Raw genomic sequence first — 23,649 nt, 5'->3', positions numbered from 1 at the left:
ATTAGTAAACGTAACACAATACTTCACCTCCAACGCTCTCTTTCTGGGCTTGCTTACTTGTTATCACTCCGTGTGAAGTAGATATGATCGCAATTCCAAGTCCGTTAAGAACCCTTGGGAGTTCATGTTTCCCTACATACTTACGTAGTCCGGGTGTACTCACACGCTTCAACTTCTTGATAACAGGCTCTTTGGTCAGCTTATCGTATTTCAAAGCGATTTTGATTACTCCTTGTGTGGAGTTCTCTTCAAACTTGTAACTTAAAATATATCCTTGATCGAATAATATTTTAGTCATGTCTTTTTTCAAGTTAGAAGCTGGTATTTCTACCACTCTGTGCCCAGCGCTGTTCGCGTTTCTAATTCTTGTTAAATAATCTGCTATAGGATCTGTATACATCTCTATTTATTTGCGGTAACAGTTTTCTATCCCGATAGCTATCAGGATGAACTTACTACCAGTTAATGTTTTACCAACTTGCTTTTTTAACTCCCGGGATCAAACCTTTGTTTGCCATCTCTCTGAACATAACACGAGAGATACCGAAAGTACGCATGTACCCTTTTGGTCTCCCTGTTAGTTTACAACGGTTGTGCAAACGTACAGGTGAAGAATTTTTTGGTAGTTTTTGCAATGCTTCATAGTCTCCGGCTTCTTTTAAAGCTTTTCTCTTTTCAGCATACTTTTCTACCAATTTCTGTCTTTTTACCTCACGGGCTTTCATTGATTCTTTAGCCATACTAATTCTTTTTAAAAGGTAATCCTAATTCGCTTAATAATGATTTTGCTTCTTTATCAGTTTGAGCAGTGGTTACGAATGAAATATCCATTCCGGCAACCTTGTTCACTCTGTCGATATCGATCTCAGGAAAAATAATTTGCTCGGTAATACCAAGGTTATAATTCCCTCTCCCATCAAAACCATTTGCTTTGATACCATTAAAATCTCTAACCCTTGGTAATGCAGAAGTAACCAATCTGTCTAAAAACTCATACATACGCTCTCCCCGCAAAGTAACTTTTGCCCCAATTGGCATTCCTTTACGCAATTTGAAAGACGCAACATCTTTTTTAGACATTGTTGCTACTGCTTTTTGCCCTGATATTCTTGATAGTTCATCTACTGCATAGTCGATCAACTTTTTATCTGCAACAGCTTCACCAACCCCACGGCTAATAACAATTTTTTCCAGTTTAGGCACCTGCATAACGTTGCTATACCCAAATTCTTCTGTAAGAGCAGAAATTACTCTTTCTTTATACTCTTCTTTTAATCTTGGAATGTAAGCCATAATTAAATTACTTCATTAGATTTTTTAGAAAATCTTACTTTCTTACCATCTCTCACTTCAAAACCAACTCTTGTAGGCTCACCTGATTTAGGATCGAGCAACGACAAGTTTGAAATATGAATAAGAGCTTCCTTCTTAACGATTCCGCCTTGAGGGTTTTTAGCACTTGGCTTCTCGTGTTTAGACACAAGGTTTACCCCTTCAACAATCGCTTTGTTCTTTTCACGATCTACCCTAAGAACTTTCCCTTCAGAACCTTTGTGGTCTCCGGCAATCACTCTTACAGTATCTCCTGATTTTATCTTTAGTTTTATCATTTTCCTTAATGTATTAAAGCACTTCTGGCGCTAATGATACAATTTTCATAAACTGCTTGTCACGTAGCTCTCTTGCTACCGGTCCAAACACACGGGTTCCGCGCATTTCTCCTGTAGGGTTAAGCAATACACAAGCGTTATCATCAAAACGAATGTAAGAACCATCTGGTCGTCTTACTTCTTTCTTGGTACGAACTACTACTGCTGTAGATACTTGTCCTTTTTTAACGTTTCCGTTTGGAGTTGCATCTTTTATGGTAACTACAATTTTGTCACCAACAGAAGCATATCTTCTTTTAGTACCTCCTAAAACACGAATGGTCAAAACTTCTTTTGCCCCGGTGTTGTCTGCTACTTTTAATTTAGATTCCTGTTGTACCATAATTATTTCGCTCTTTCAATGATTTCAACTAATCTCCAACATTTGGTTCTACTCATAGGTCTTGTTTCCATGATCTTTACAGTATCGCCAATGTTGCAATCGTCTTTTTCGTCGTGCGCAACATATTTTTTTGTTTTTAACACGAACTTACCGTACATAGGGTGTTTTACTCGTTTCACTTCAGAAACCACAATAGATTTCTGCATTTTGTTACTTGTAACTACTCCTATTCTTTCTTTTCTTAAATTTCTATTTTCCATCTTCTAGCAGAATCGAATTATTGTAATTCTCTTTTAGTAAGCTCCGTTGCCAATCTAGCCACCGTTCTTCTAGTTTTTCTCAACTGAAGTGGATTCTCCAAAGGTGTTATGGCATGAGCCAATTTTAAATCTGCATATTGTTTTTTAACAATACCAAGCTTTTCTTGTAGCTCAGCAGTAGATAATTCTCTAATCTCTGATTGTTTCATGATCTTCTTAAATTAATTAAGCTGAATAATCTCTAGCTACAATAAACTTCGTTTTCACAGGTAGTTTCTGGGCTGCAAGCCTTAAAGCTTCTTTTGCAACATCCATAGGCACACCACCTATTTCAAACATGATTCTACCTGGTCTAACAACGGCTGCCCAATATTCAGGGGCACCTTTACCTTTACCCATACGCACTTCCAAAGGCTTTTTGGTAATTGGTTTGTCCGGGAAAATTTTGATCCACAATTGCCCTTCCCTTTTCATAAAACGAGTAGCGGCAATACGAGCGGCCTCAATTTGGCGCGCTGTGATAAATGACGAATCTAATGATTTGATCCCAAACATACCATTTGAAAGCTGGTGCCCTCTTTGAGAGTTCCCTTTCATTCGGCCTTTCTGCTGCTTACGGTATTTTGTTCTTTTCGGCTGTAACATTTTTCTTTACTTTAAAAAATTACTTTCTACGACGAGATTTTCTTCCACCGGCATTACCACCTTTCCCTTGCTTCTTAGACATTCCTACAAGCGGAGAAAGCTCTCTTTTCCCATATACCTCGCCTTTCATGATCCACACTTTGATTCCCAATCTACCATAAGTAGTATGAGCTTCGTGTAATGCGTAATCAATGTCAGCTCTAAATGTTGACAAAGGAATCCTACCATCTTTATAAGACTCTGAACGTGCCATTTCAGCTCCGTTCAAACGCCCTGAAATCTGAATTTTGATACCTTCAGCGTTCATACGCATTGCAGCAGCAATTGCCATTTTTGTCGCACGTCTGTATGAAATTCTATTTTCAATTTGACGTGCAATACTTGCAGCTACAAGATTAGCATCTAGTTCCGGTCTTTTGATTTCAAAGATGTTGATCTGAACTTCCTTTTCAGTAATCTTTTTAAGCTCTTCTTTCAACTTGTCTACCTCCTGACCGCCTTTACCGATAATGATTCCCGGGCGAGCGGTGGTGATAGTAACGGTTACAAGTTTAAGCGTACGCTCAATAATTACCCTAGACACACTAGCTTTTGACAAACGAGCATGGATATACTTCCTGATTTTATCGTCTTCAGCAAGTTTATCTCCATAGTCATTACCCCCATACCAGTTGGATTCCCATCCTCTGATAATTCCAAGGCGATTTCCGATCGGATTTGTTTTCTGTCCCATACTATTTATCTATTAACTTTGTGTGTTATTTTTAGAACCAATCACCAATGTGACATGATTGGAACGTTTTCTGATTCTATGTGCGCGACCCTGAGGAGCCGGACGAAGTCTTTTCAACATACTTCCACCGTCTACCCTGATCTCTTTAACAAATAAATCTGCTTCCTCCAAGTCAGCATCTTCGTTTTTAGCTTGCCAGTTTGCTATTGCAGACACCAACAATTTCTCCAAACGATTTGACGCTTCTTTTTGGTTGAATTTCAAAATAGCAAGTGCCTTCTCAACTTTTTCACCGCGAATCAAATCAGCAACAAGCCTCATTTTTCTAGGTGAAGTTGGGCAGTTATTCAACTTTGCAAACGCTAAATCTCTCTTAGCCTCTTTTATTTGCTCTGCTCTCTCTCTTTTACGAACTCCCATGGCTACTTATTATTTTTTTCCTTTATTTCTAGCACCTGCATGACCTCTAAAAGATCGTGTTGGTGAAAATTCTCCTAACTTATGCCCTACCATGTTCTCTGTTACATATACAGGAACAAATTGGCGACCATTATGCACAGCTATTGTCTGTCCAACAAAATCCGGAGTGATCATTGATGCTCTGGACCATGTTTTAATAACTGTCTTCTTACCAGATTCAACATTTCGTTGAACTTTTTTCTCTAAACTATAGTGAACGTAAGGTCCTTTTTTTAGTGAACGTGCCATCTCTTAATACTTTTATTTCTTTCTACGTTCTATAATATACTTATTACTCGCCTTAGACTTAGTTCTTGTTCTAAATCCTTTAGCAGGTATTCCGTTTCTCGATCTTGGGTGACCTCCAGAAGCTCTTCCTTCACCACCACCCATTGGGTGATCGACAGGGTTCATCGCTACCGGTCTTGTTCTTGGTCTTCTACCCAACCAACGTTTTCTACCTGCTTTACCTGAAACTACCAACTGATGGTCAGAATTTGATACAGCTCCGATTGTCGCATAACAACCTGCCAACACCATTCTTGTCTCACCTGAAGGAAGCTTAACGGTAGCATATTTACCTTCTTTTGCCATTAACTGTGCAAAAGCACCGGCAGAACGAGCCATCACAGCCCCTTGTCCCGGACGTAATTCTATACAAGATATAATAGTACCCAGTGGAACTTCACTTAAAGGCATTGTGTTTCCTATCTCCGGCAACACTCCCTTACCGGAAGCAACTGTTTGACCTACTTGCAAACCGTTTTGAGCAATAATGTAGCTCTTCTCACCATCTTTATAGGTAATCAACGCAATAAATGCAGTTCTGTTTGGATCGTATTGAATAGACTCCACAGTAGCCTCAACTCCTGTTTTAGCTCTTTTGAAATCTATCACACGATACTTTCTCTTATGACCACCACCTTTGTAGCGCATAGTCATTTTTCCCTGACTGTTTCTACCACCCGATTTTTTTAACGGAGCGAGCAAGCTCTTCTCCGGCTTATCAGTAGTAATGGCGTCATTCCCATTTACTACTCTAAAACGCTGCCCGGGGGTTACTGGTTTTAATTTTCTAACTGACATTTCTTGTCTTTACTTATATATTACTATAAAAATCAATAATATCTCCTTCAGCTACTTGAACTATAGCCTTTTTTACAGCATTGGTTTTCCCATGCTGGATACCCGTTTTTGTGTAACGAGTACTTCTCTTAGCACCGTAATTCATTGTGCGAACTTTTTCAACAGAAACTCCATAAGTAGCTTCAACAGCATCTTTAATCTGCAGCTTGTTTGCCTTAGGATCTACAATGAAACCATAACGATTGTTCAACTCGCTATCTGCGGTCGCTTTTTCGGTAATTATAGGTTTTATCAACACACTCATCGGTTTCTTATTTACTTAAATTCGACTCAATTTGCTCTACAGCTCCTTCTAAAAGCACTACATTCTTTGCATTTACAATTTTGTAAGTACTTAATTCTGAGGATGTTATAACCTCTGAAATCTTCAAATTGCGTGACGACAAATATACATTTTTATTTGAATCGCCCAACACAAACAAGGACTTTTTATTTTCTAACCCTAAAGCTTTCAAAACATTAGTAAAATCTTTGGTTTTTGGAGCCTCAAAATTGAAGTCTTCAACAACGATAATTGATTTCTCTTTTGCCTTGATACTCAATGCAGATCGTCTCGCTAAACGCTTTACGTTCTTATTAAGTTTTTGTGTATAATCTTTAGGCCTTGGTCCGAAGATTCTTCCTCCTCCTTTAAAGATAGGAGATTTGATACTTCCTGCTCTTGCGGTACCTGTTCCTTTTTGCTTTTTTATCTTGCGTGTACTTCCTACAATCTCAGCTCTTTCTTTAGATTTATGAGTACCTTGACGCTGATTTGCCATATACTGTTTAACATCTAAATATACAGCATGATTACTTGGATCTACACCAAAAACCGATTTAGAAAGCTTCACCTTTCTTCCGGTTTCTTTTCCGTTGATATCTAAAACTGCTACTTCCATTACTTCCTAACGATTACATAAGCATTTTTGTGACCCGGGACACATCCTTTTACTACTAAAAGATTTTTCTCAGGAACCACTTTCAATACTCTTAAGTTTTGTACTGTTACTTTTTCCGCACCCATTTGTCCGGCCATACGCATACCTTTAAATACACGTGAAGGATATGATGCAGCACCAATAGATCCAGGCGCTCTTAAACGGTTATGCTGACCGTGTGTTGACTGTCCAACTCCGGCAAAACCGTGACGCTTAACAACTCCCTGGAATCCTTTTCCTTTTGACGTACCTGATACATCAACAAATTCTCCTTCTACAAATTCTTCTACTGTTAAAGTATCACCTAATTTGTACTCCCCTTCAAAACCTTGGAATTCAACGACTTTCTTTTTAGGAGAAACGCCTGCTTTTTTTACATGACCCAATTCGGCCTTGTTAGCACGTTTTTCTGCCTTGTCATCGAAACCAAGCTGAAGAGCTTCATACCCGTCAACCTCTTTGGTTCTGACTTGGGTAACTACGCATGGTCCAGCTTCGATCACTGTACATGGGATGTTTTTCCCATTCTCGTCGAAGATGCTGGTCATACCAATCTTTTTTCCTATTAACCCAGACATTTAATTTACGATTTGCGATTTTGGACTTACGGTTGATAAACTCTACCGAACAATCCTCTATCAAATTATTACTAATTACTTATTTAAAAAACTTCAGGGTCAAAAAAACACTTTCAACCCTGAATGTATTTTTTTACCGTTTTTCCTTCGCTAACAGCTCCGGACATGTATCCCCTGAACTTGTTTCAGGGTCTTTTCAACTTCAAAGGCAAATCCTCCCATTAACTACAATGAGACACCTGCCTTCGCAGGTGATTTATCACACCTTAATTTCAACCTCAACACCACTTGGCAATTCCAGTTTCATCAAAGCGTCAATTGTTTTTGACGACGAACTGTAAATGTCAAGAAGTCTTTTGTAAGAACTTAATTGAAATTGTTCCCTTGACTTTTTGTTTACGTGCGGAGAACGTAGAACAGTAAAGATTTTTTTGTGTGTTGGTAACGGGATTGGACCTGTTACTACAGCACCGGTTGTTTTTACTGTCTTCACGATCTTCTCAGCAGATTTGTCCACCAAATTGTGATCGTATGATTTAAGTTTTATTCTGATTTTTTGACTCATTTTCTTAAGATTTAAGCTTCAACTCCTTTTGCCTCCTTAATAACTGCTTCAGATATGTTTGCAGGTGTTTCAGCATAGTGCGAAAATTCCATAGTAGAAGTTGCTCTACCAGATGAAAGGGTACGCAACGCAGTTACATAACCAAACATTTCGGATAACGGCACACTTGCTTTTACCACCTTAGACCCTGCTCTGTCGCTCATGTCACTTACTTGACCACGACGACGGTTAAGGTCACCAACAATATCCCCCATACTCTCTTCAGGAGTTAACACTTCAAGTTTCATAATTGGCTCCATGACAACAGCTTTTGCAGCTTTTGCAGCAGCCCTGAATCCTAATTTGGCAGCCAATTCGAATGACAACTGATCGGAATCCACATCGTGGTATGAACCATCAGTCAAGGTCACTTTCATAGCGTCTATTTCATAACCCGCTAACGGACCATTTTTCATCGCTTCTTTGAAACCTTTTTCTACAGATGGAACAAATTCTTTTGGAACGTTACCACCTTTAATTTCAGAAACAAACTCAAGTCCGGTTTTACCTTCTTCTGCAGGTTCAAGTGTAAACACAATATCTGCAAATTTACCACGTCCACCAGATTGCTTTTTATAAACCTCTCTGTGTTCTGCTCTTTGCGTAATAGATTCTTTGTATTCTACCTGAGGCTGACCTTGGTTTACTTCAACCTTAAACTCACGCTTCAAACGATCTACAATAATATCTAAGTGAAGCTCACCCATTCCGGAAATAATAGTCTGACCTGAAGCCTCATCGGTTCTAGCAGTAAACGTAGGATCTTCTTCAGACAATTTAGCCAAAGCCATACCCAACTTATCTACATCTGCCTTTGTTTTAGGCTCCACAGCGATACCAATTACCGGATCAGGGAAATCCATACTCTCTAATACAATCGGGTATTTTTCATCAGATAGGGTATCCCCAGTTTTGATATCTTTAAACCCAACAGCAGCACCAATATCCCCTGCTTCTATACATTCAATTGCATTTTGTTTATTGGAATGCATTTGATAGATGCGCGAAATACGTTCTTTTTTACCAGACCTGTTGTTCAACACATAAGAACCGGCATCCAATTTACCGGAATATGCACGGAAGAATGCCAAGCGACCTACGAATGGGTCGGTAGCAATTTTAAATGCCAATGCTGAAAAAGGCTCTTCAACCAATGGTTTACGAGAAACTTCTTCGCCAGTATTAGGATTAGTCCCTACGATAGCATCTTTATCAATAGGAGATGGTAAATATCTACAAACAGCATCCAACAAGAACTGAACTCCTTTATTTTTAAAGGCTGAACCACAGATCATAGGAATGATCGCTCTGTCCATCACAGCCGCTCTAAGTGCTGCATGAATTTCATCTTCTGTTATTGAATCTTCATCTTCAAAGAATTTCTCAAGTAGATTTTCATCATACTCTGCTACCTCTTCAATAAGTTTAGCACGGTATTCATTTACCTCGTCTTGCATTTCAGCAGGAATATCTACCACGTCAAAAGTAGATCCGAAGTTTTCTTCGTGCCATACAACTGCTCTATTCTTTACTAAATCTACAATTCCTCTAAAATCGGCCTCATCGCCAATTGGCAAAACGATTGGCACTGCATTAGAACCTAACATTTCTTTTACCTGTTTTGCAACAGCAAGAAAGTTTGACCCTTGACGGTCCATTTTGTTTACGAAACCAATTCTTGGAACACCGTAGTTATCTGCCAATCTCCAGTTTGTTTCAGACTGAGGCTCTACACCATCAACGGCGCTAAATAAAAAAACCAATCCATCAAGAACCCTTAATGATCGGTTTACCTCTACTGTAAAGTCAACGTGACCGGGAGTATCAATAATATTAAAGTGATATCCTTTGGTTTCCGGAGTTGGTTTTGCATTCTCCATAGGGAACTGCCAAGTACAAGTAGTTGCTGCAGAGGTAATAGTAATCCCTCTCTCCTGCTCCTGCTCCATCCAGTCCATTGTAGCAGCACCATCGTGCACTTCTCCAATTTTATGAGAAACACCGGTATAAAAAAGAACACGCTCTGTTGTTGTTGTTTTACCAGCATCAATATGAGCTGCAATTCCTATATTTCTTGTATATTTTAAATCTCTTTGTGCCATTTTATTTTTTACTAAAATCTAAAGTGAGAGAATGCTTTATTTGCTTCAGCCATTTTATGAGTGTCTACTCTTTTCTTAACAGCAGCACCTTCCTCTTTTGCAGCAGCAAGGACTTCCGCAGCCAATCTTTGAGCCATTGATTTTTCGTTTCTCTTACGAGCAAAACTAATCAACCACTTCATAGCCATGGATACTTTTCTATCTGGTCTGATCTGCATCGGGATTTGGAATGTCGCTCCACCAACACGACGGCTTCTCACCTCTACGTGTGGCATCACGTTAGACAATGCGTCTTTCCAAATTTCCAAAGCAGTTTTTTCTTCGTCTTGTTTTTTCTCTTCCACGACATCCATCGCATCGTAGAAAACTTTGAACGCTACAGACTTTTTACCATCCCACATCAACATGTTAACAAAACGCGTTACCAATTGATCGTTAAATCTAGGATCCGGTAAAAGAGGTCTCTTTTTAGCCTGTCTTTTTCTCATTTCTTCTTTTTAAAAGTGTTAGATTACTTTTTAGGGCGTTTTGCACCATATTTTGATCTACGCTGCGCTCTTCCTTGAACTCCGGCCGTATCCAAAGCACCACGAACAATGTGATACCTAACACCCGGCAAGTCTTTTACCCTTCCGCCTCTTACCAATACTATCGAGTGCTCTTGCAAATTGTGACCCTCTCCGGGGATATAGGCGTTCACCTCTTTACCATTTGTAAGACGAACCCTTGCTACTTTACGCATAGCAGAGTTTGGCTTCTTAGGCGTAGTGGTATAAACACGCGTACAAACCCCTCTTCTTTGAGGACACGAATCCAAAGCAGCCGATTTACTCTTCTTGGTAATTGTGACTCTTCCTTTTCGTACTAATTGTGAAATTGTTGGCATAATTTACTTTACAATAATTATGTTTTTATAATTAAAAAAATCCTTATAAAACGTCGGTTTACATCTCACGATAGAACACACCTCTCGCTTAAAAGGGTGGCAAAGGTAAAAATATTTGTCAAGAAATCAAATCATAATTAATTAATTTTCAATTACGTTTATGTTTTTTCAATTTCAGCTACACCATATATATAATACACATATGCAAAAGAGCAAAAAACACGCGCCCTTATTACATCATAATTAACACATTGTACATTTTAATGCTTTTTATATGTTCAACTCTTTTTGAAATAACACAAAATGTGCAAAAAAAATTGTTGCACATTATGGAACCACTGCACTCTTACCTATGCCGGCCGGCTCACATGATTTTTTTTAAATCAATACGTTTCTGTGTATTTTATGATTAATAAAATTCATGTTCCTTTCATGAACTACCCATGGCTTATCTATGGAGTATCCATGGGTTATATTTATTGAAAAATATGAAATGACCCGTCCTTACTGATCTTAACAGTATTGATCTTTCTGTTGAAAAGATTTATTGAGATACTGAATTACAGTAAGCGTAATTATTCCCGCAAGACTCTTGCTTCAAAAACCTTCTAAGGATTTGGCACAGTTGTGAAAATTAAGGATGCTATACGTTTCCCGGTTTTTAAAGACAAAAAGCTGTTCTTTGTGATTTCGTTGTTTTTTACGCATGGGGCACTTAAATCAATGTGACGGTTTTCACTGTCAATTCCATTTTACACAAGGACCAGGCATAAACCGACTATCTCCAAATCGTCTATCTGCGGATTTTGCCTTTGGCATGGGAGCAAGCCTTTCACCGGAAATTTTTCTTAGTACTTACAATACCCTTTCGTGAATTGCATTTAAGTTGTTCATTGTCATGTTTTCCAGCAAGAACAATTTGCTAACCACCGGTCAGATGAAAAACTTTTTTCTTTTTAGATTACAATGCACAATGGGCAGCAAATTAGAAATAAATCAACCCAATAATTGCATCAGCCAAGGATGCGAAAATAATTTTAAGAAAATATTAACAATATCACAAATATCCTCGTGCTTTACAACAAAAGCACCTATTCTACTCCAATACAAACTTTAACATTATTGTTATTTCAATAAAAAAAAGCTCCAAACAACCTGTATTTTACGAATATTTCAGTTTTACAAGCTTTTGCTGATAATTACGTATTCCACAACATCTGATATTGTAATTTTCATTTTTTATAACAAAGAATCAGTATTTTATGAAAAAAAAGTTGGATTATTAACACATATTTATCATTTTCGCAGCAGCTAATTCAAATAAATTTATAAAATGAGAACAAAGTTTAGTGGATTGCTAGCGCTAATCCTAGTGCTAGTTGTGCAGATGACTTTTGCACAAGAAAAAGCCATAACAGGTGTGATCACAGACCAAGACGGTCTCCCACTTCCTGGGGCTAACGTAGTAGTAAAGGGTACCAGTACGGGTACTCAAACAGATTTTGATGGTAACTACACCATTCAAGCAAATGCAGGCGACGTACTTGTTTATTCGTTTGTCGGACAACAAACCGAAGAACGAACAGTAGGTGCTTCAAACAGCATTAACGTAACCTTAGAGCAAGATGCTCAGGCTTTAGACGAAGTGGTTGTAACTGCTTTGGGGATTTCCAGAAAGAAAAAAGCCTTGGGGTATGCTGCGACAGAGGTTGCTGGTGAAGAGCTTAATAAGCTACAACAAACTGACGCGATAAGTGCGTTATCAGGACGTGTGTCAGGTGTGCAAATTTCGCAATCATCCAATATGGGAGGTTCCAAACGTATTCTTATCAGGGGAGCCAATTCCATTACTCAAAACAACCAACCATTATTTGTAGTAGATGGTATCCCGATGGATAACTCTAATTATAACGGTGGTGGAACTGCTTCTGGTGGTGGTGGAGTAGATTACGGAAATGTGTTGAATGACTTGAACCCTGACGAAATTGAAGACATAACTGTCTTAAGAGGTCCTGCAGCGGCATTGTATGGATCAAGAGCTGCTAATGGAGTTGTTCTTGTTACTACAAAAAATGCCAAAAAAGGCTCTAAAGGTGTTTCCGTAGATGTTAGTTCTTCTGTAAGCTTTAATGACGTTGCCATTATCCCTGATCTACAAAGAAAGTATGGTGGTGGTGCCATTGTATCTGATGCTGATGGTGGTGTAAATGGCTTTCAACAAGTCGACCATAACGGACAAACCTATTTAGCTCCTCAATATCAAGTGGATGAATCATGGGGGCCAAGATATAACCCTAACGTTCAAGTAGTTCACTGGGATGGATTTAACGAAAATGGGACTGTAGAAACAAGACCATGGGTTGCTCCAAAAAATGATGTTGAAGACTTCTGGGAAACAGGGTTTACAACAACAAACTCAGTTGGTGTTAACAAAACAGGTGAAGATTATGGTGTGCGTTTCGCATATAAAAACACGAACATAGATGGTGCAATGCCTAATTCTTCTCAATTAAAAAATGATTTTAGAATCACTGCCAACGCACAGTTAAGTGAAAAATTATCTGTTAACGGTAGTTTAAACTATACTAGAACAGATTCACAAGGAAGACCTACATTAGGTTATTCAGACAATTCCGTTGGGCAGAAATTTTTCCAATGGGGACAACGTCAATTGGATTATGAAAGATTAAAAGCATATAAAACTTCGACAGGAGAACAACGTGTATGGAACAGAAATTCATTCTCTGACCCAACTCCTAAATATTCAGACAACCCTTATTGGACAGCTTACGAAAACTATACAGATGATGTTCGTAACCGCTTTTTTGGTTCTGCATCTTTTTCTTATGAGATTATAGATAATTTAACTTTTAGAGGTAGTGCATATGGTGATTACTTTAACTTCAGCATCCGAGAAAGAACAGCTGTTGGTTCTCAATCTACTTCTAGTTATTATGAAGCAGTAAGAGAAAATTCTGAATACAACTTTGAAGGAACACTATCTTATTCGAAAGATCTTGGTGATTTTGGTGTATCTGGAATGGCCGGTATGAATAAAATGAAAAGAAGATTTGATTTACTTCGAGGTCAATCTTCCGGAGGATTAGTAGTACCAGAAGTATATAACCTGAAAAACTCTGCAGATGCTCCTTTAATGAATGACATTACAACTGAAAAAACAATCAACTCTGTTTTTGGACAATTAGCTTTTGATTTTAGAGATCTGTTATTTGTTGAAGCCACATACAGAACTGATTGGTCTTCATCATTACCAGAGGATAACAACAAATATAGCTATCCTTCAGTCTCTGCTAGTTTCTTGTTCTCAGAGCTTATTGATGCTCCTTGGTTAAGCCTTGGTAAAGTGAGAGCAGGTTGGGCAGAAGTAGGTAATGATACAGACCCTTATAATGTATATTCTACCTATGTATATAACACCAGCGGTTCTTTTATGTCAACTCCACGGCTATTTAAGGACGATGAGTTGTTAAATGAAAATTTAAAAGCTGAGACGACAAGGTCTAAAGAAGTTGGTCTTGACTTAGCCTTATTTAACAATAGAGTTGATATAAGTGCTACATATTTTGACAATAGAACTTTTGATCAAATTATGCCCTTACAAGTATCTCAGGCAACCGGTTATAATACTAAATTCATCAATGCTGGAGAAATGAGCAACAAAGGTATAGAGATTGGTGTAAATTTAGTTCCAGTAAGAACTGAAGATTTTGAATGGGCCATAAATGTAAACTACACCAAAGTAGACAATAAATTAGAAGAACTCTATGGTGATTTAGAAGCTTTAGATATTCAAGCAGCTCCTTTTGGTGGAGTAACCTTACGCGCTAGTGTTGGAGATACTTATGGAATGCTCTGGGGAAATGATTTCCTATATGATGATCAAGGTAATAAAGTTATTCAAGACAATGGACAATATGCTGTTAATCCAGACTTAACTCCATTAGGATCTGTATTACCGGATTACACAATGGGTATTTCAAATAGCATCAGATATAAGAATTTTGATATGTCTTTCTTATTTGACATCCGCAAAGGTGGACATTTCTACTCTTTAACACACATGTGGGGAACCTATTCCGGTATGCTGGCTGAAACTGCTGGTGTAAATGACCAAGGAAATGAGATAAGAGATCCTGTTGCTGATGATGGAGGAATTAAACTAGACGGTGTAACTGGTACTGTAACGTGGAATGAAGATGGAACATATACAGTTACTGATACTGCCCCTAACGAAACCTATGTCTCTGGGTCATCTTGGGCTGCAAATCACTATCATGGTTTTGGTACACCTAGTGCACAATCTGTATTCAAATCAGATTATATTAAACTTAGAGAATTGACATTAGGATATAATCTCCCTACAGAGATGTTTAATAACCTAGTGAAGAGTGCTCGTATTTCTGCATACGGTAGAAACCTACTAACATTTGGGTTAGACAAAGAAGGTTTTGACCCTGAAATGGCAGCGAATGGATCTGGAAACGTACAGGGTCTAGAAGGTGGGTTACAACCTATTTTCAGAACGTATGGGGTTAACTTAAAACTTACTTTTTAATTAATAAAGAATTATAAAAATGAAACAATTTAAAATATTTCTTATTATTAATTTGGTGCTACTAGCGGTAGCTTGTGATGTGGATTACGAAGACAATCCAAATGAACCAAGTAGTGTACCAACATCAGCGCTATTTAATAATAACATGAAAAGGATGGTAGATGCATCCCGTGACGGTTTCTTTTCAGGTCGTTTCACCTATGCTACTATGCAATACTGGCAACAATCTGAATATGGTGATGAAGACCGTTATGTGTACAGAGAGTCTATGAGACAAACTCAAAACACTTTTTATGAAATCGCAGAGAACTTTAGGGAAATTATAGAGTTAAATGAAGATCCCACTACTAAAGATGCGGCCGCATCATCAGGAGCTAATGTAAATCAAATTGCAGTTAGCAGAATAATGTTATCCTATTTGTTCAATAATATGGCAGATACTTGGGGGGATATTCCCTATTATTCTTATGGTAGCGATGATCCGGATTTTGAGGCTCTTCGTACTGCCGGATATCCCGATGAAGAACAAATTCTAACTCCAAAATATGCGACTCAAGACAAGATTTATGCCGATATCTTAAATGAGTTAAGTGAGGCACAAGATCAGTTAAATCTTGGTCTAGATGGAATGGACGGTGATAATTTATATCACGGAGATGTATCTAAATGGAAATTATTTGCTAATTCGCTTAGACTGAAGATTGCCAATAAGATAAAAGGTGCAGATGCAAGCTTAGCAAACACCCATATCAATGATGCAATATCTGATGGTGTATTTACATCAAACAGTGACAATGCAATGTTTGCTTATGAAACCAGTGATGTAAATGCATCTCCTATGTACAGAGCATGGCATGTAAATAACCGAAGTGATTTTGCTGTAGGACATAGCTTTGTTACTTTGCTAAAAGGAGAAAATCTGGTAGACCATACACATACTAGTCAACCTGCTGGAGCAAATCCTAATCCTTTTTCCGGTCTAACAGACCCACGTTTGCCAATTTATGCTCAGGAAAATTCTGAAGGAAACTTTGTGGGAATGTTTATTTCTGAAAGTTCTGCAGATGCCGCAACATTTACAGTAGAATCATTACCGGGTAGTGCGATTATTGACACTCCAGAATTTGCTGAAACCTTATTGGAGTATTCTGAAATTTGCTTTATCCAAAGTGAATTGAACGGATGGGACCAAGATTGGTATGAAATGGGAATTAGCGCCTCTATGGAAAAATGGGGAGTAGCATCTGCTGACGCTACTGCATATTTAGGTACAGTACCAGCCGCTAATATGGAAAATGTTCTTACTCAGAAATATATCGCTTTGTACATGCAAGGAACTTCATCTTGGACAGAGTATAGAAGAACAGGATATCCAAAAACTTTAATCCCACCTCATCAAGATTATAGTTTGTATATCCCATCAACAGATACTTGGTTGGATAAAACTTTCAACCCATTAGTGGAGCAAGTTACAGACCTTCCTTATAGAATGCGATACCCTGCTCAAGAACAAACCCTAAATGGAGCTAACAGAAAAGAAGCTGCAGATAGATTGAGTAATGGTGATGTTATCTATTCCAAATTATGGTGGGATGTAAACTAAGCTTATCAAAAAAGTTTAGTTATATAATTTGAAACACCTCGCAATTGCGGGGTGTTTTTTTATGTACCTTTACCAACATGGAAAACAACTACCAAATTTTTGGGATAAGAACGGTTATTGAAGCGATTCAATCGGGAAAAACAATTGATAAAGTTTTTGTGCAAAAAGGGCTTAAAGGAAGTTTGTTTCAAGAACTGGAACAACTGTTGAAGCAAGATCAAATAAACACATCTTTTGTGCCGGTTGAAAAGCTGAACAGACTATCCAAAAAGAACCATCAAGGTGTGGTGGCCAATATATCACCTATCGAATTTCACGACCTTGAAAACCTGATCATGCAAACCATCGAATCGGGTGACACTCCTCTATTTTTACTTTTAGATCAGTTGTCGGATGTGCGAAATTTTGGTGCCATTATCAGGACTGCAGAATGTACCGGGGTACACGGAATCATCATTCAGAAGAAAGGGGCGGCTCCTGTAACAGCAGACACGGTTAAAACTTCGGCTGGAGCTGTTTTTAAAGTGCCTATTTGCAAGGTAGATCATATTAAAGATGCTGTTTTCCATATGCAAGCTTCGGGTATTCAGGTGGTCGCTGCGACCGAAAAAACCGATCAGGCTCTCTATGATGTTGATTTTAAAAATCCAACAGCTATTATTATGGGTTCAGAAGGTAGTGGAATCTCCCCTTCTATTTTAAAAGTTATCGATCAAAAGGCTAAACTTCCACTTCTGGGTGAAATAGCTTCCCTTAATGTATCTGTAGCTTGTGGGGCTTTTTTATATGAGGTGGTTCGGCAGAGAATCCCCTCCTAACCTCCCGCCTGAGGCGGGGAGGAATAATCCTCCATTTTTAAGGAAGAGTATCGCCTTTAGTGGAAAAGGAGACTTTACTCATCATCACGATTACCCTCTTTATAAATATAATTAACAAAGAGCTCACTGTCCTCTCCCCCTTCGGGGGAATCGGAGGGGGCTTCAATAAAATTCCCATCCTCATCAAAATGCTTTAAAAAAGGGTCATCATCTTCATTATAATCATCGCGTTCCCAATCGTATTTTTCTTTCCGAAGCACTTCTTTTCTAAAAACAAAAGCGAGGAGTAAACCCACTATAAAACCTGATAAATGTCCTTCCCAAGATATTTTTTCTTCTATCGGAAAGATAAACCAGAACATCCCTCCGTAGGCAAAGACTGTAACCAACGACAGCGCTACCAATCGTTTATTCCCTGCCAACACCCCCTTAAAAAAAATAAAACTTACCAACACATAAATCAATCCACTGGCGCCAATGTGATAAGAGGGCCTGCCTATCAACCAGGTAAGAAATCCGCTCAATAATATTCCGTAGAGAATAACCTTCCAACTTATTTTATTGTAAAAGTAAAATAGTGCCGAACTGAGAATCATAAGCGGTAAAGTGTTGCTGTATAAGTGATCTACAGAACTGTGGATAAACGGACTGAAAACAATGCCCTTCAAACCTGAAAGTGTTCTGGGATTAACCCCAAAATCCTTAAAGTCATATCCAAAAGTGAGCTCAAACCAATAGACGGCCCAAATGATCAGGCCAAAAAACAGCGGATAGATAAGCATCCAAAGGGAAAAAGTTAGGGTTTCATCTTTTTTCATCTGTTTAAAAAGTTTATATGCATTTCATGTGTAAACTTCATCAAAATTAGAACCAACTTAAAATTACTGATATTTTGTCAGAAGGGGAAATAGGTATGACGTGAGTTTATTGATGTTAAATATCGAAAATGCGATCTCAAAAATGCTGTCACACTGAGCCTGTCGAAGTGCTATTGTGAAATAGGGAATTTACTAAAATGCTTCGACAAGCTCAACATGACAATCTACCAACTTTATAAATTTTATGCATTGAAAATCGTACTTTTCTTCTGTAAAAAATTCATGTACTTTTGAAACATGAATGAACCTTTAGCAGAACGCATCCGTCCGAAAAGTTTGGAGGAATACATCAGTCAGAAACACTTGGTTGGTGACAAGGGCTCTTTAACGGCTCAAATCAAGCGAGGCACTATCCCTTCTTTAATTTTATGGGGACCTCCCGGCACGGGAAAAACCACCCTTGCCAATATTATCGCCAATGAAAGCGAACGTCCGTTTTATACCTTGAGTGCTATCAATAGCGGTGTAAAAGACATTCGGGAAGTAATTGACAAAGCCAAACAAAGTGGCGGACTTTTTACGGCTAAAAATCCTATTCTTTTTATTGATGAGATCCATCGTTTCAGCAAATCACAACAAGATTCGCTCTTGGGTGCTGTTGAAAAAGGCTGGATCACGCTCATTGGTGCGACCACGGAGAACCCAAGTTTTGAAGTGATTCCTGCCCTGTTATCCCGTTGTCAGGTCTACATTTTAAACGCTTTTGATAAAACTGATTTGGAATCCCTTTTGGATAGGGCCATAAAAGAAGACTCCATCATTTCAAAAAAAAATATTGAGCTGAAAGAAACAGAAGCCCTGCTGAGATTGTCGGGTGGAGATGGAAGAAAATTACTGAACATCTTTGAACTGCTTATCAATTCAGAAACAGAAGAACCTATAGTCATCACTAACGACCTGGTGCTTAAAAAAGTACAGAAAAACACGGTGTTGTATGACAAAACGGGCGAACAACACTACGACATTATTTCAGCTTTTATCAAATCTATTCGCGGTAGTGATCCCAACGGAGCAATTTATTGGCTTGCCAGAATGATTGAAGGCGGGGAAGACGTCAAGTTCATCGCCCGCAGAATGCTTATTTCTGCTTCGGAAGATATTGGAATTGCCAATCCTACTGCCCTGGTTATTGCCAACAATACTTTTCAAGCGGTAACTACCATTGGATATCCGGAAGCGAGGATAGTATTAAGTCAGTGTGCTGTTTATCTTGCCACCTCAGCAAAGAGCAACGCCTCTTATGAAGCCATCAACAAGGCCATAAGCACGGTAAAACAGACTGGAGACCTATCAGTCCCACTTCATTTAAGGAATGCCCCCACAAAGCTTATGAAAGACCTGGGCTATGGGGAAGATTATAAATATGCCCACAGCTATCAGAATAATTTTGTAGAACAGGAATTCCTTCCGAAGGAAATAGAGAACACTGCCTTCTACGAACCCGGAAACAATCAGCGTGAAAATGCTTTACGGGATTTTCTCAAAAAACGTTGGAAGGATAAGTATGGGTATTGATGCTGTTCACTAAACAACGTCAGTTCAGTGCCCTGTGGAATGTTGTGAAAACAACCTATTCCACAGGGTGTATCGAGAACAAGTGATTTCCGTTCATAAGCCTATTCTCGATATAATTTTTTTCTTCGCAGAGCTACGAAAAAAATCACTCGAATTGACGGCTTTCAGAAGGATCGATATTACATCGAACTAACATTAAAAAACAAACCTCACAAGTTTCATAAGCCTGTGAGGTTTTATTTTATTACTTTTTCTTAAGTGGAATCAATTCCGTCCTAAATAAATTTTACCTGTTCATTTTTTTATTCACCTCTTTTTTATTGTTTTTATAGGTGTTCATGATTGCTGTGCAATTCATTGATGAAAAAACGAACCAAAAAAATCTAGGCTGACGATAAAAACATAAGAAAATACTACGGAATCCCCAACCACAGATAAAAATAACTCATTCCGCCTTCAGGCGGAACTCAAACAGATTTTTATCTCTAAGCCACCGCTGCTTCCTTGATTTTCAATATTTTTATCGTAGGCCGGAACCAAACCACAAACATTGAAATCTCATCAAAACCTCAGCAAATTCAGTATATTTATAAAATTTAATAAAAACGTTTTGGACGCTATTAAAGTGGTATCTAAAACTTAATATTCAACTCTTCTTGTTTTAGGGTTGCTCCTTCGTAGTATTCTGCGATCCACTTACCTCCTTTTTGAAACACCACTCCGCTTTTTCCTTGAAGGATAAAATAATTCGGTTGGGTTGTTTTTAGGATTTTATAGACCACTTTGGGTGTCATGTCCACCAATTGAAATCCGTTGGCAATAGGCTGTGCAAACAAAGCATCTTTTGCTGTTTGTACGGTTTCTGCTGCCGCAGGTACAATAGTTTTAGGGGTTTCTTTAACTTCTTGAACCGCCGTAGTGGTTTCTTCAACAACAGTTTCTGTTTTTTCGGCTACCGGAGTTGGAGTTGAAACTACAGTCGGTTGAGCCGATACGGTTCCAACTTTTGGCTGACTCGGAGCTTCAACAGGGTCATATGCATAATTCAAAGTTTTGATCGATCTAAATGCATTTTCCAACGCCTCCTGATAGGCGCCTTGGTAATCTTTGGTCTTACTTTTTCCTTCTGAAGAGGTATAAACAATATCACCCCTACAATCTTCCAAAGTAATATTCAACTTGGTCGTAAACATGGAAGAGTTATTCACCACATCGGCTGTTAAGCCCAAACACGGATTTGTTTGCAACTCTTCTGGTTTGGCATCATCATAAACCGCAGTAAAGCCACTCTTTTCAAACTGAAATTTGGTAAATGTATTCACTCGATACTGATTCTTTTGTTTAAGAAAATCAAACTTTTTGGGAACAATGATGTATTTATAGTTATTCAAATCATCGCTTTGTGCATACATACCGATTGATAATAAAAACAATCCTAATAAAAAAATTTTGTTCATCTGTTCAAATTTATTGTTTTTTAAAGGTCAGATGGAATTCGCCGTTGAACATATCAGTTGGTTTCAACTCAATTGTTATGGCTCATTTCATGTGTTTAATTTTTTTTTACAATGGCTAAAATGTGCAAAAAATTGTTGCACACATGGAACCGCTGCGCTCCTGTCTATGCCGGCAGGCAGGCTCACATGAATTTTTTAATCATACGTTTTGTATGTTTTATGATTAATAAAATTCATGTTCGTTTCACTCGTTTAAAATTAATTATCCATAGGGAATATGTAGTTCAGTCCAAATTGTATCGAGGCATTATTTGCATCCGCCAAATTTTGATATTCCAGCAAATTATCAGTCAGCAAATAGAAGTTAAAGTTAGCAAAATGCGTCGATAATCCAAGTCCGATGTTCGTTTTTGAGAATTTATCTGCTGTATAGGTTACTTTTCCTCTTAAAAAATCCCATAACCTTCTGTAATAAAAGGCTGTAATGGCCATTTCCGGTCTTTTGGGACGCTTTTCCATAAACAATTGTAAACCAACTGAGTTGGGCAATTTTCTGTTATTGTCCCTACAATCACAAGGTCTGTTCCCATATCTGTCGCCGTAATTATGCATAACGGCCGCATTGAACTTTACCGGTCTCATAGTGGTATACGGACTTGTCAAGGTATCCCGCGGAAAGGCCTCATCGAGCGCATCTACAAGTTCTTGCCAATTATCGGTAAGACCACTACTGTCAAACAAGTCGTCAAAAGGTAATTCGATACCTTCCAGGGTGTAATCCCCTCTCAATCGGTAGCGTTCCACATTTTTTGTATGTCTTACAAATCCCAAATCCTGAACACTGGCAGTATAGGTCCACTCTTCTGTGGGTTCATAAGTAATCCCAAAATCGACCCCAAGACCTAAATTACCGCCAAAAAACTTCCTGCTTTTCAAAATATCGATCACATTCCCCGCACCGTCAACATCATCCTCACGAAGTCTGGCATAACCCGATGTATTCACTTCTACATCAGAAACAAGTGTGTGTGCATAAAAGTTCTCATCCCCTTCAGTAGTAACAAAAAAACCACTGTTGTTTGTAGAGGTAAAGTCGATAATACTGTTGTAGACTTTGGCACGAACACCATAATTGATCTTATCGTTGATCTTGCTGTGAAATCCGACATGAAAAACCGTTAGGAGTTCGCCTTTGACATTAACATCATCCAAGCGAAAGGGTCTGTCGATATTCGGGGAATTCCCCTCATAGGCCAAAATTGCCATGTCTTCCGGCCAGTAATTAAAAGCATCGATCTCTTGATAAAATCCGAAGGTAATATAATCATCCCTGAAGAGTCCTCCTACCCTAAACCCGGCATTAAACACTTCCCATTGTTGATGGACGCGCTGTACGTCATTTGAATTCAAGTTATAGACTGCATTTCGCACTTTGGTATTGAAATCCACCCCATTATCAGCAAAAAGATCATAAACGGAAGTCTCGCTCGAACCGACATTAGCATAGATCCCGGATGCAAGAGGAAGCCCGGTATACCACTTAAAATCTATCTTTCCGCCCGGATTGATCATCAAGGATTGCGGAATTTCAGTAAAATTATAGAGTAATTGCTTGTTTTGGGCATGCAAGCATATCCCGATTAACAACATCAAAAACAAGGTAATCTTACTGGTCATCATCAATAGACATGTGGAAGGTTGCTGCAGATTTAAACAAAAGTGCTCCTTCAGAATCGGGGGTTAATTCAGGTGTACCACTATCCAAGGTCAAACTCACTTCTATACGCTCCATATCCTTTATTGTCTGTATTTCGCTTTCGTTATACTTCCTTTCGGTCGTTACATTTTCAAATGCACTAACATCAACAGAAATGTCGTCAATTGGGTTTCCTGAAGCATTATACAAGATTATTTCGGCACTAAAAGAACGCGCTATGGTGTTGGTGAATTCAAAAATGAAGTCAGCTTCTTGCAGGCTATCATCAAAATAAGATTCTGAGAAGACATCAATGTTTGTGTTGTCACTAAACGTATAGCCCAAAGAATTCCCCTGTGCTTCTCCTATCTGCGATGCAGAAATATCAAAATGAACGAGGCTTACATCCACAACCGGTGTCAACTCAAAGGTTTCCGCCTGATCAAAATCGACATCTTTCACACAGGAAAACATGAGCAAGCTACCAATAAGCAGTAGAAGAATATTTTTATGGATGGTTGATCCTGGCATATCATATTAACGTTTAAAAAACAGATAATATTATGAACTCGTTTAAGCTTTCTTCAATTGGCTGCAAAATAATCTTTTTTTGTCCATGCGACTCCCGGCTCTATATGCCCACACAACAAGCCTGTGGTTTCATTTGCCAGCGCGCCGGCTGGCTTTATTTGGTCCACGCGCCGGCTGGCCCCTTCACTAAAAATGTCCACCGGACATTTTCTTAACGTTCGGTACTGCTAAATTAGTCCACCGGATTAAT

Annotated in this window: 27 protein-coding genes; 4 read left to right on the top strand and 23 right to left on the bottom strand. The window is 38.5% G+C overall.

Features of this window, described 5'->3' with window-relative positions; translation table 11 throughout:
- Position 1: 1 nt before the first annotated feature.
- From rpsH to rpsL, 19 genes are all read right to left on the bottom strand, one after another.
- Complete coding sequence (gene rpsH / locus OOZ15_RS06130) at positions 2-400, bottom strand: 30S ribosomal protein S8 (protein WP_265955065.1); 399 nt, start codon at positions 398-400, stop codon at positions 2-4.
- A gap of 70 nt (positions 401-470) precedes the next feature.
- Positions 471-740 carry a 30S ribosomal protein S14 gene (gene rpsN / locus OOZ15_RS06125; RefSeq protein ID WP_265955064.1) on the bottom strand — a complete coding sequence of 90 codons (270 nt, stop codon included), beginning with the start codon at positions 738-740 and terminating at the stop codon, positions 471-473.
- A 1-nt stretch (position 741) separates the two neighbouring features.
- Complete coding sequence (gene rplE, locus OOZ15_RS06120) at positions 742-1,293, bottom strand: 50S ribosomal protein L5 (RefSeq protein WP_265955063.1); 552 nt, start codon at positions 1,291-1,293, stop codon at positions 742-744.
- A gap of 2 nt (positions 1,294-1,295) precedes the next feature.
- Positions 1,296-1,610, bottom strand: coding sequence for a 50S ribosomal protein L24 (gene rplX / locus OOZ15_RS06115; protein WP_265955062.1), 315 nt, complete (start codon positions 1,608-1,610; stop codon positions 1,296-1,298).
- 13 nt (positions 1,611-1,623) lie between these two features.
- Positions 1,624-1,992 carry a 50S ribosomal protein L14 gene (gene rplN / locus OOZ15_RS06110; RefSeq protein WP_265955061.1) on the bottom strand — a complete coding sequence of 123 codons (369 nt, stop codon included), beginning with the start codon at positions 1,990-1,992 and terminating at the stop codon, positions 1,624-1,626.
- Positions 1,993-1,994: 2 nt separating this feature from the next.
- Positions 1,995-2,252 (bottom strand): 30S ribosomal protein S17, encoded by a 258-nt coding sequence (gene rpsQ, locus OOZ15_RS06105; protein WP_265955060.1) that lies wholly within the window; start codon positions 2,250-2,252, stop codon positions 1,995-1,997.
- A 17-nt stretch (positions 2,253-2,269) separates the two neighbouring features.
- Positions 2,270-2,461 carry a 50S ribosomal protein L29 gene (gene rpmC, locus OOZ15_RS06100; protein ID WP_265955059.1) on the bottom strand — a complete coding sequence of 64 codons (192 nt, stop codon included), beginning with the start codon at positions 2,459-2,461 and terminating at the stop codon, positions 2,270-2,272.
- A gap of 16 nt (positions 2,462-2,477) precedes the next feature.
- A complete protein-coding gene (gene rplP / locus OOZ15_RS06095; RefSeq protein WP_265955058.1) occupies positions 2,478-2,897 on the bottom strand; it encodes a 50S ribosomal protein L16 in 420 nt (139 codons plus the stop codon).
- Between the two features lie 19 nt (positions 2,898-2,916).
- Positions 2,917-3,630 (bottom strand): 30S ribosomal protein S3, encoded by a 714-nt coding sequence (rpsC, locus tag OOZ15_RS06090; protein WP_265955057.1) that lies wholly within the window; start codon positions 3,628-3,630, stop codon positions 2,917-2,919.
- A gap of 12 nt (positions 3,631-3,642) precedes the next feature.
- Positions 3,643-4,050, bottom strand: coding sequence for a 50S ribosomal protein L22 (gene rplV, locus OOZ15_RS06085; protein ID WP_265955056.1), 408 nt, complete (start codon positions 4,048-4,050; stop codon positions 3,643-3,645).
- A gap of 9 nt (positions 4,051-4,059) precedes the next feature.
- Positions 4,060-4,338 (bottom strand): 30S ribosomal protein S19, encoded by a 279-nt coding sequence (gene rpsS, locus OOZ15_RS06080; RefSeq protein WP_265955055.1) that lies wholly within the window; start codon positions 4,336-4,338, stop codon positions 4,060-4,062.
- Between the two features lie 12 nt (positions 4,339-4,350).
- Entirely contained in the window at positions 4,351-5,175 is an 825-nt protein-coding gene (gene rplB, locus OOZ15_RS06075; RefSeq protein WP_265955054.1) for a 50S ribosomal protein L2, read from the bottom strand.
- A 13-nt stretch (positions 5,176-5,188) separates the two neighbouring features.
- Positions 5,189-5,479 (bottom strand): 50S ribosomal protein L23, encoded by a 291-nt coding sequence (rplW, locus tag OOZ15_RS06070; protein ID WP_265955053.1) that lies wholly within the window; start codon positions 5,477-5,479, stop codon positions 5,189-5,191.
- Between the two features lie 7 nt (positions 5,480-5,486).
- The gene (gene rplD / locus OOZ15_RS06065) at positions 5,487-6,116 is read right to left on the bottom strand and encodes a 50S ribosomal protein L4 (RefSeq protein WP_265955052.1); all 630 of its coding nucleotides are present in this window, start codon (positions 6,114-6,116) and stop codon (positions 5,487-5,489) included.
- Complete coding sequence (rplC, locus tag OOZ15_RS06060; protein ID WP_265955051.1) at positions 6,116-6,733, bottom strand: 50S ribosomal protein L3; 618 nt, start codon at positions 6,731-6,733, stop codon at positions 6,116-6,118. The genes rplD and rplC overlap by 1 nt, the downstream gene beginning before the upstream one ends.
- Positions 6,734-6,992: 259 nt before the next feature.
- A complete protein-coding gene (gene rpsJ / locus OOZ15_RS06055) occupies positions 6,993-7,298 on the bottom strand; it encodes a 30S ribosomal protein S10 (RefSeq protein WP_007094989.1) in 306 nt (101 codons plus the stop codon).
- An 11-nt stretch (positions 7,299-7,309) separates the two neighbouring features.
- Positions 7,310-9,439: an elongation factor G gene (fusA, locus tag OOZ15_RS06050; protein WP_265955050.1), complete on the bottom strand. Its 2,130-nt coding sequence runs from the start codon at positions 9,437-9,439 to the stop codon at positions 7,310-7,312.
- Between the two features lie 11 nt (positions 9,440-9,450).
- On the bottom strand, positions 9,451-9,927 hold the full coding sequence (gene rpsG / locus OOZ15_RS06045; protein WP_265955049.1) for a 30S ribosomal protein S7: 477 nt from the start codon (positions 9,925-9,927) through the stop codon (positions 9,451-9,453).
- Between the two features lie 23 nt (positions 9,928-9,950).
- Positions 9,951-10,325, bottom strand: a complete 375-nt coding sequence (gene rpsL / locus OOZ15_RS06040) for a 30S ribosomal protein S12 (protein WP_265955048.1) — start codon at positions 10,323-10,325, stop codon at positions 9,951-9,953.
- A 1,333-nt stretch (positions 10,326-11,658) separates the two neighbouring features.
- Here rpsL and OOZ15_RS06035 point away from each other — a divergent pair.
- The 3 genes from OOZ15_RS06035 to rlmB all read left to right on the top strand — a co-directional run bounded on the left by OOZ15_RS06035 (position 11,659) and on the right by rlmB (position 17,322).
- Entirely contained in the window at positions 11,659-14,901 is a 3,243-nt protein-coding gene (locus OOZ15_RS06035; RefSeq protein WP_265955047.1) for a SusC/RagA family TonB-linked outer membrane protein, read from the top strand.
- 55 nt (positions 14,902-14,956) lie between these two features.
- Positions 14,957-16,504, top strand: coding sequence for a SusD/RagB family nutrient-binding outer membrane lipoprotein (locus OOZ15_RS06030; RefSeq protein WP_265955046.1), 1,548 nt, complete (start codon positions 14,957-14,959; stop codon positions 16,502-16,504).
- A gap of 77 nt (positions 16,505-16,581) precedes the next feature.
- Entirely contained in the window at positions 16,582-17,322 is a 741-nt protein-coding gene (gene rlmB, locus OOZ15_RS06025) for a 23S rRNA (guanosine(2251)-2'-O)-methyltransferase RlmB (RefSeq protein ID WP_265955045.1), read from the top strand.
- A gap of 74 nt (positions 17,323-17,396) precedes the next feature.
- Here the strand turns inward: rlmB and OOZ15_RS06020 are convergent, their stop codons facing one another.
- A complete protein-coding gene (locus OOZ15_RS06020) occupies positions 17,397-18,140 on the bottom strand; it encodes a rhomboid family intramembrane serine protease (protein ID WP_265955044.1) in 744 nt (247 codons plus the stop codon).
- 297 nt (positions 18,141-18,437) lie between these two features.
- On the opposite strand from OOZ15_RS06020, the gene OOZ15_RS06015 reads away from it, so the two are divergent.
- Positions 18,438-19,715 carry a replication-associated recombination protein A gene (locus tag OOZ15_RS06015; protein WP_265955043.1) on the top strand — a complete coding sequence of 426 codons (1,278 nt, stop codon included), beginning with the start codon at positions 18,438-18,440 and terminating at the stop codon, positions 19,713-19,715.
- Positions 19,716-20,347: 632 nt separating this feature from the next.
- On the opposite strand, the gene OOZ15_RS06010 is transcribed toward OOZ15_RS06015, so the two are convergent.
- The 3 genes from OOZ15_RS06010 to OOZ15_RS06000 all read right to left on the bottom strand — a co-directional run bounded on the left by OOZ15_RS06010 (position 20,348) and on the right by OOZ15_RS06000 (position 23,399).
- Complete coding sequence (locus OOZ15_RS06010) at positions 20,348-21,172, bottom strand: hypothetical protein (protein WP_265955042.1); 825 nt, start codon at positions 21,170-21,172, stop codon at positions 20,348-20,350.
- 258 nt (positions 21,173-21,430) lie between these two features.
- The gene (locus OOZ15_RS06005) at positions 21,431-22,852 is read right to left on the bottom strand and encodes a DUF5723 family protein (RefSeq protein ID WP_265955041.1); all 1,422 of its coding nucleotides are present in this window, start codon (positions 22,850-22,852) and stop codon (positions 21,431-21,433) included.
- Positions 22,839-23,399: a hypothetical protein gene (locus OOZ15_RS06000; protein WP_265955040.1), complete on the bottom strand. Its 561-nt coding sequence runs from the start codon at positions 23,397-23,399 to the stop codon at positions 22,839-22,841. The genes OOZ15_RS06005 and OOZ15_RS06000 overlap by 14 nt, the downstream gene beginning before the upstream one ends.
- Positions 23,400-23,649: the final 250 nt, after the last annotated feature.

It is taken from the genome of Galbibacter kalidii, assembly GCF_026241135.1.
Lineage (GTDB): Bacteria > Bacteroidota > Bacteroidia > Flavobacteriales > Flavobacteriaceae > Galbibacter.
This window is presented reverse-complemented; position numbering and strand designations above follow the sequence as displayed.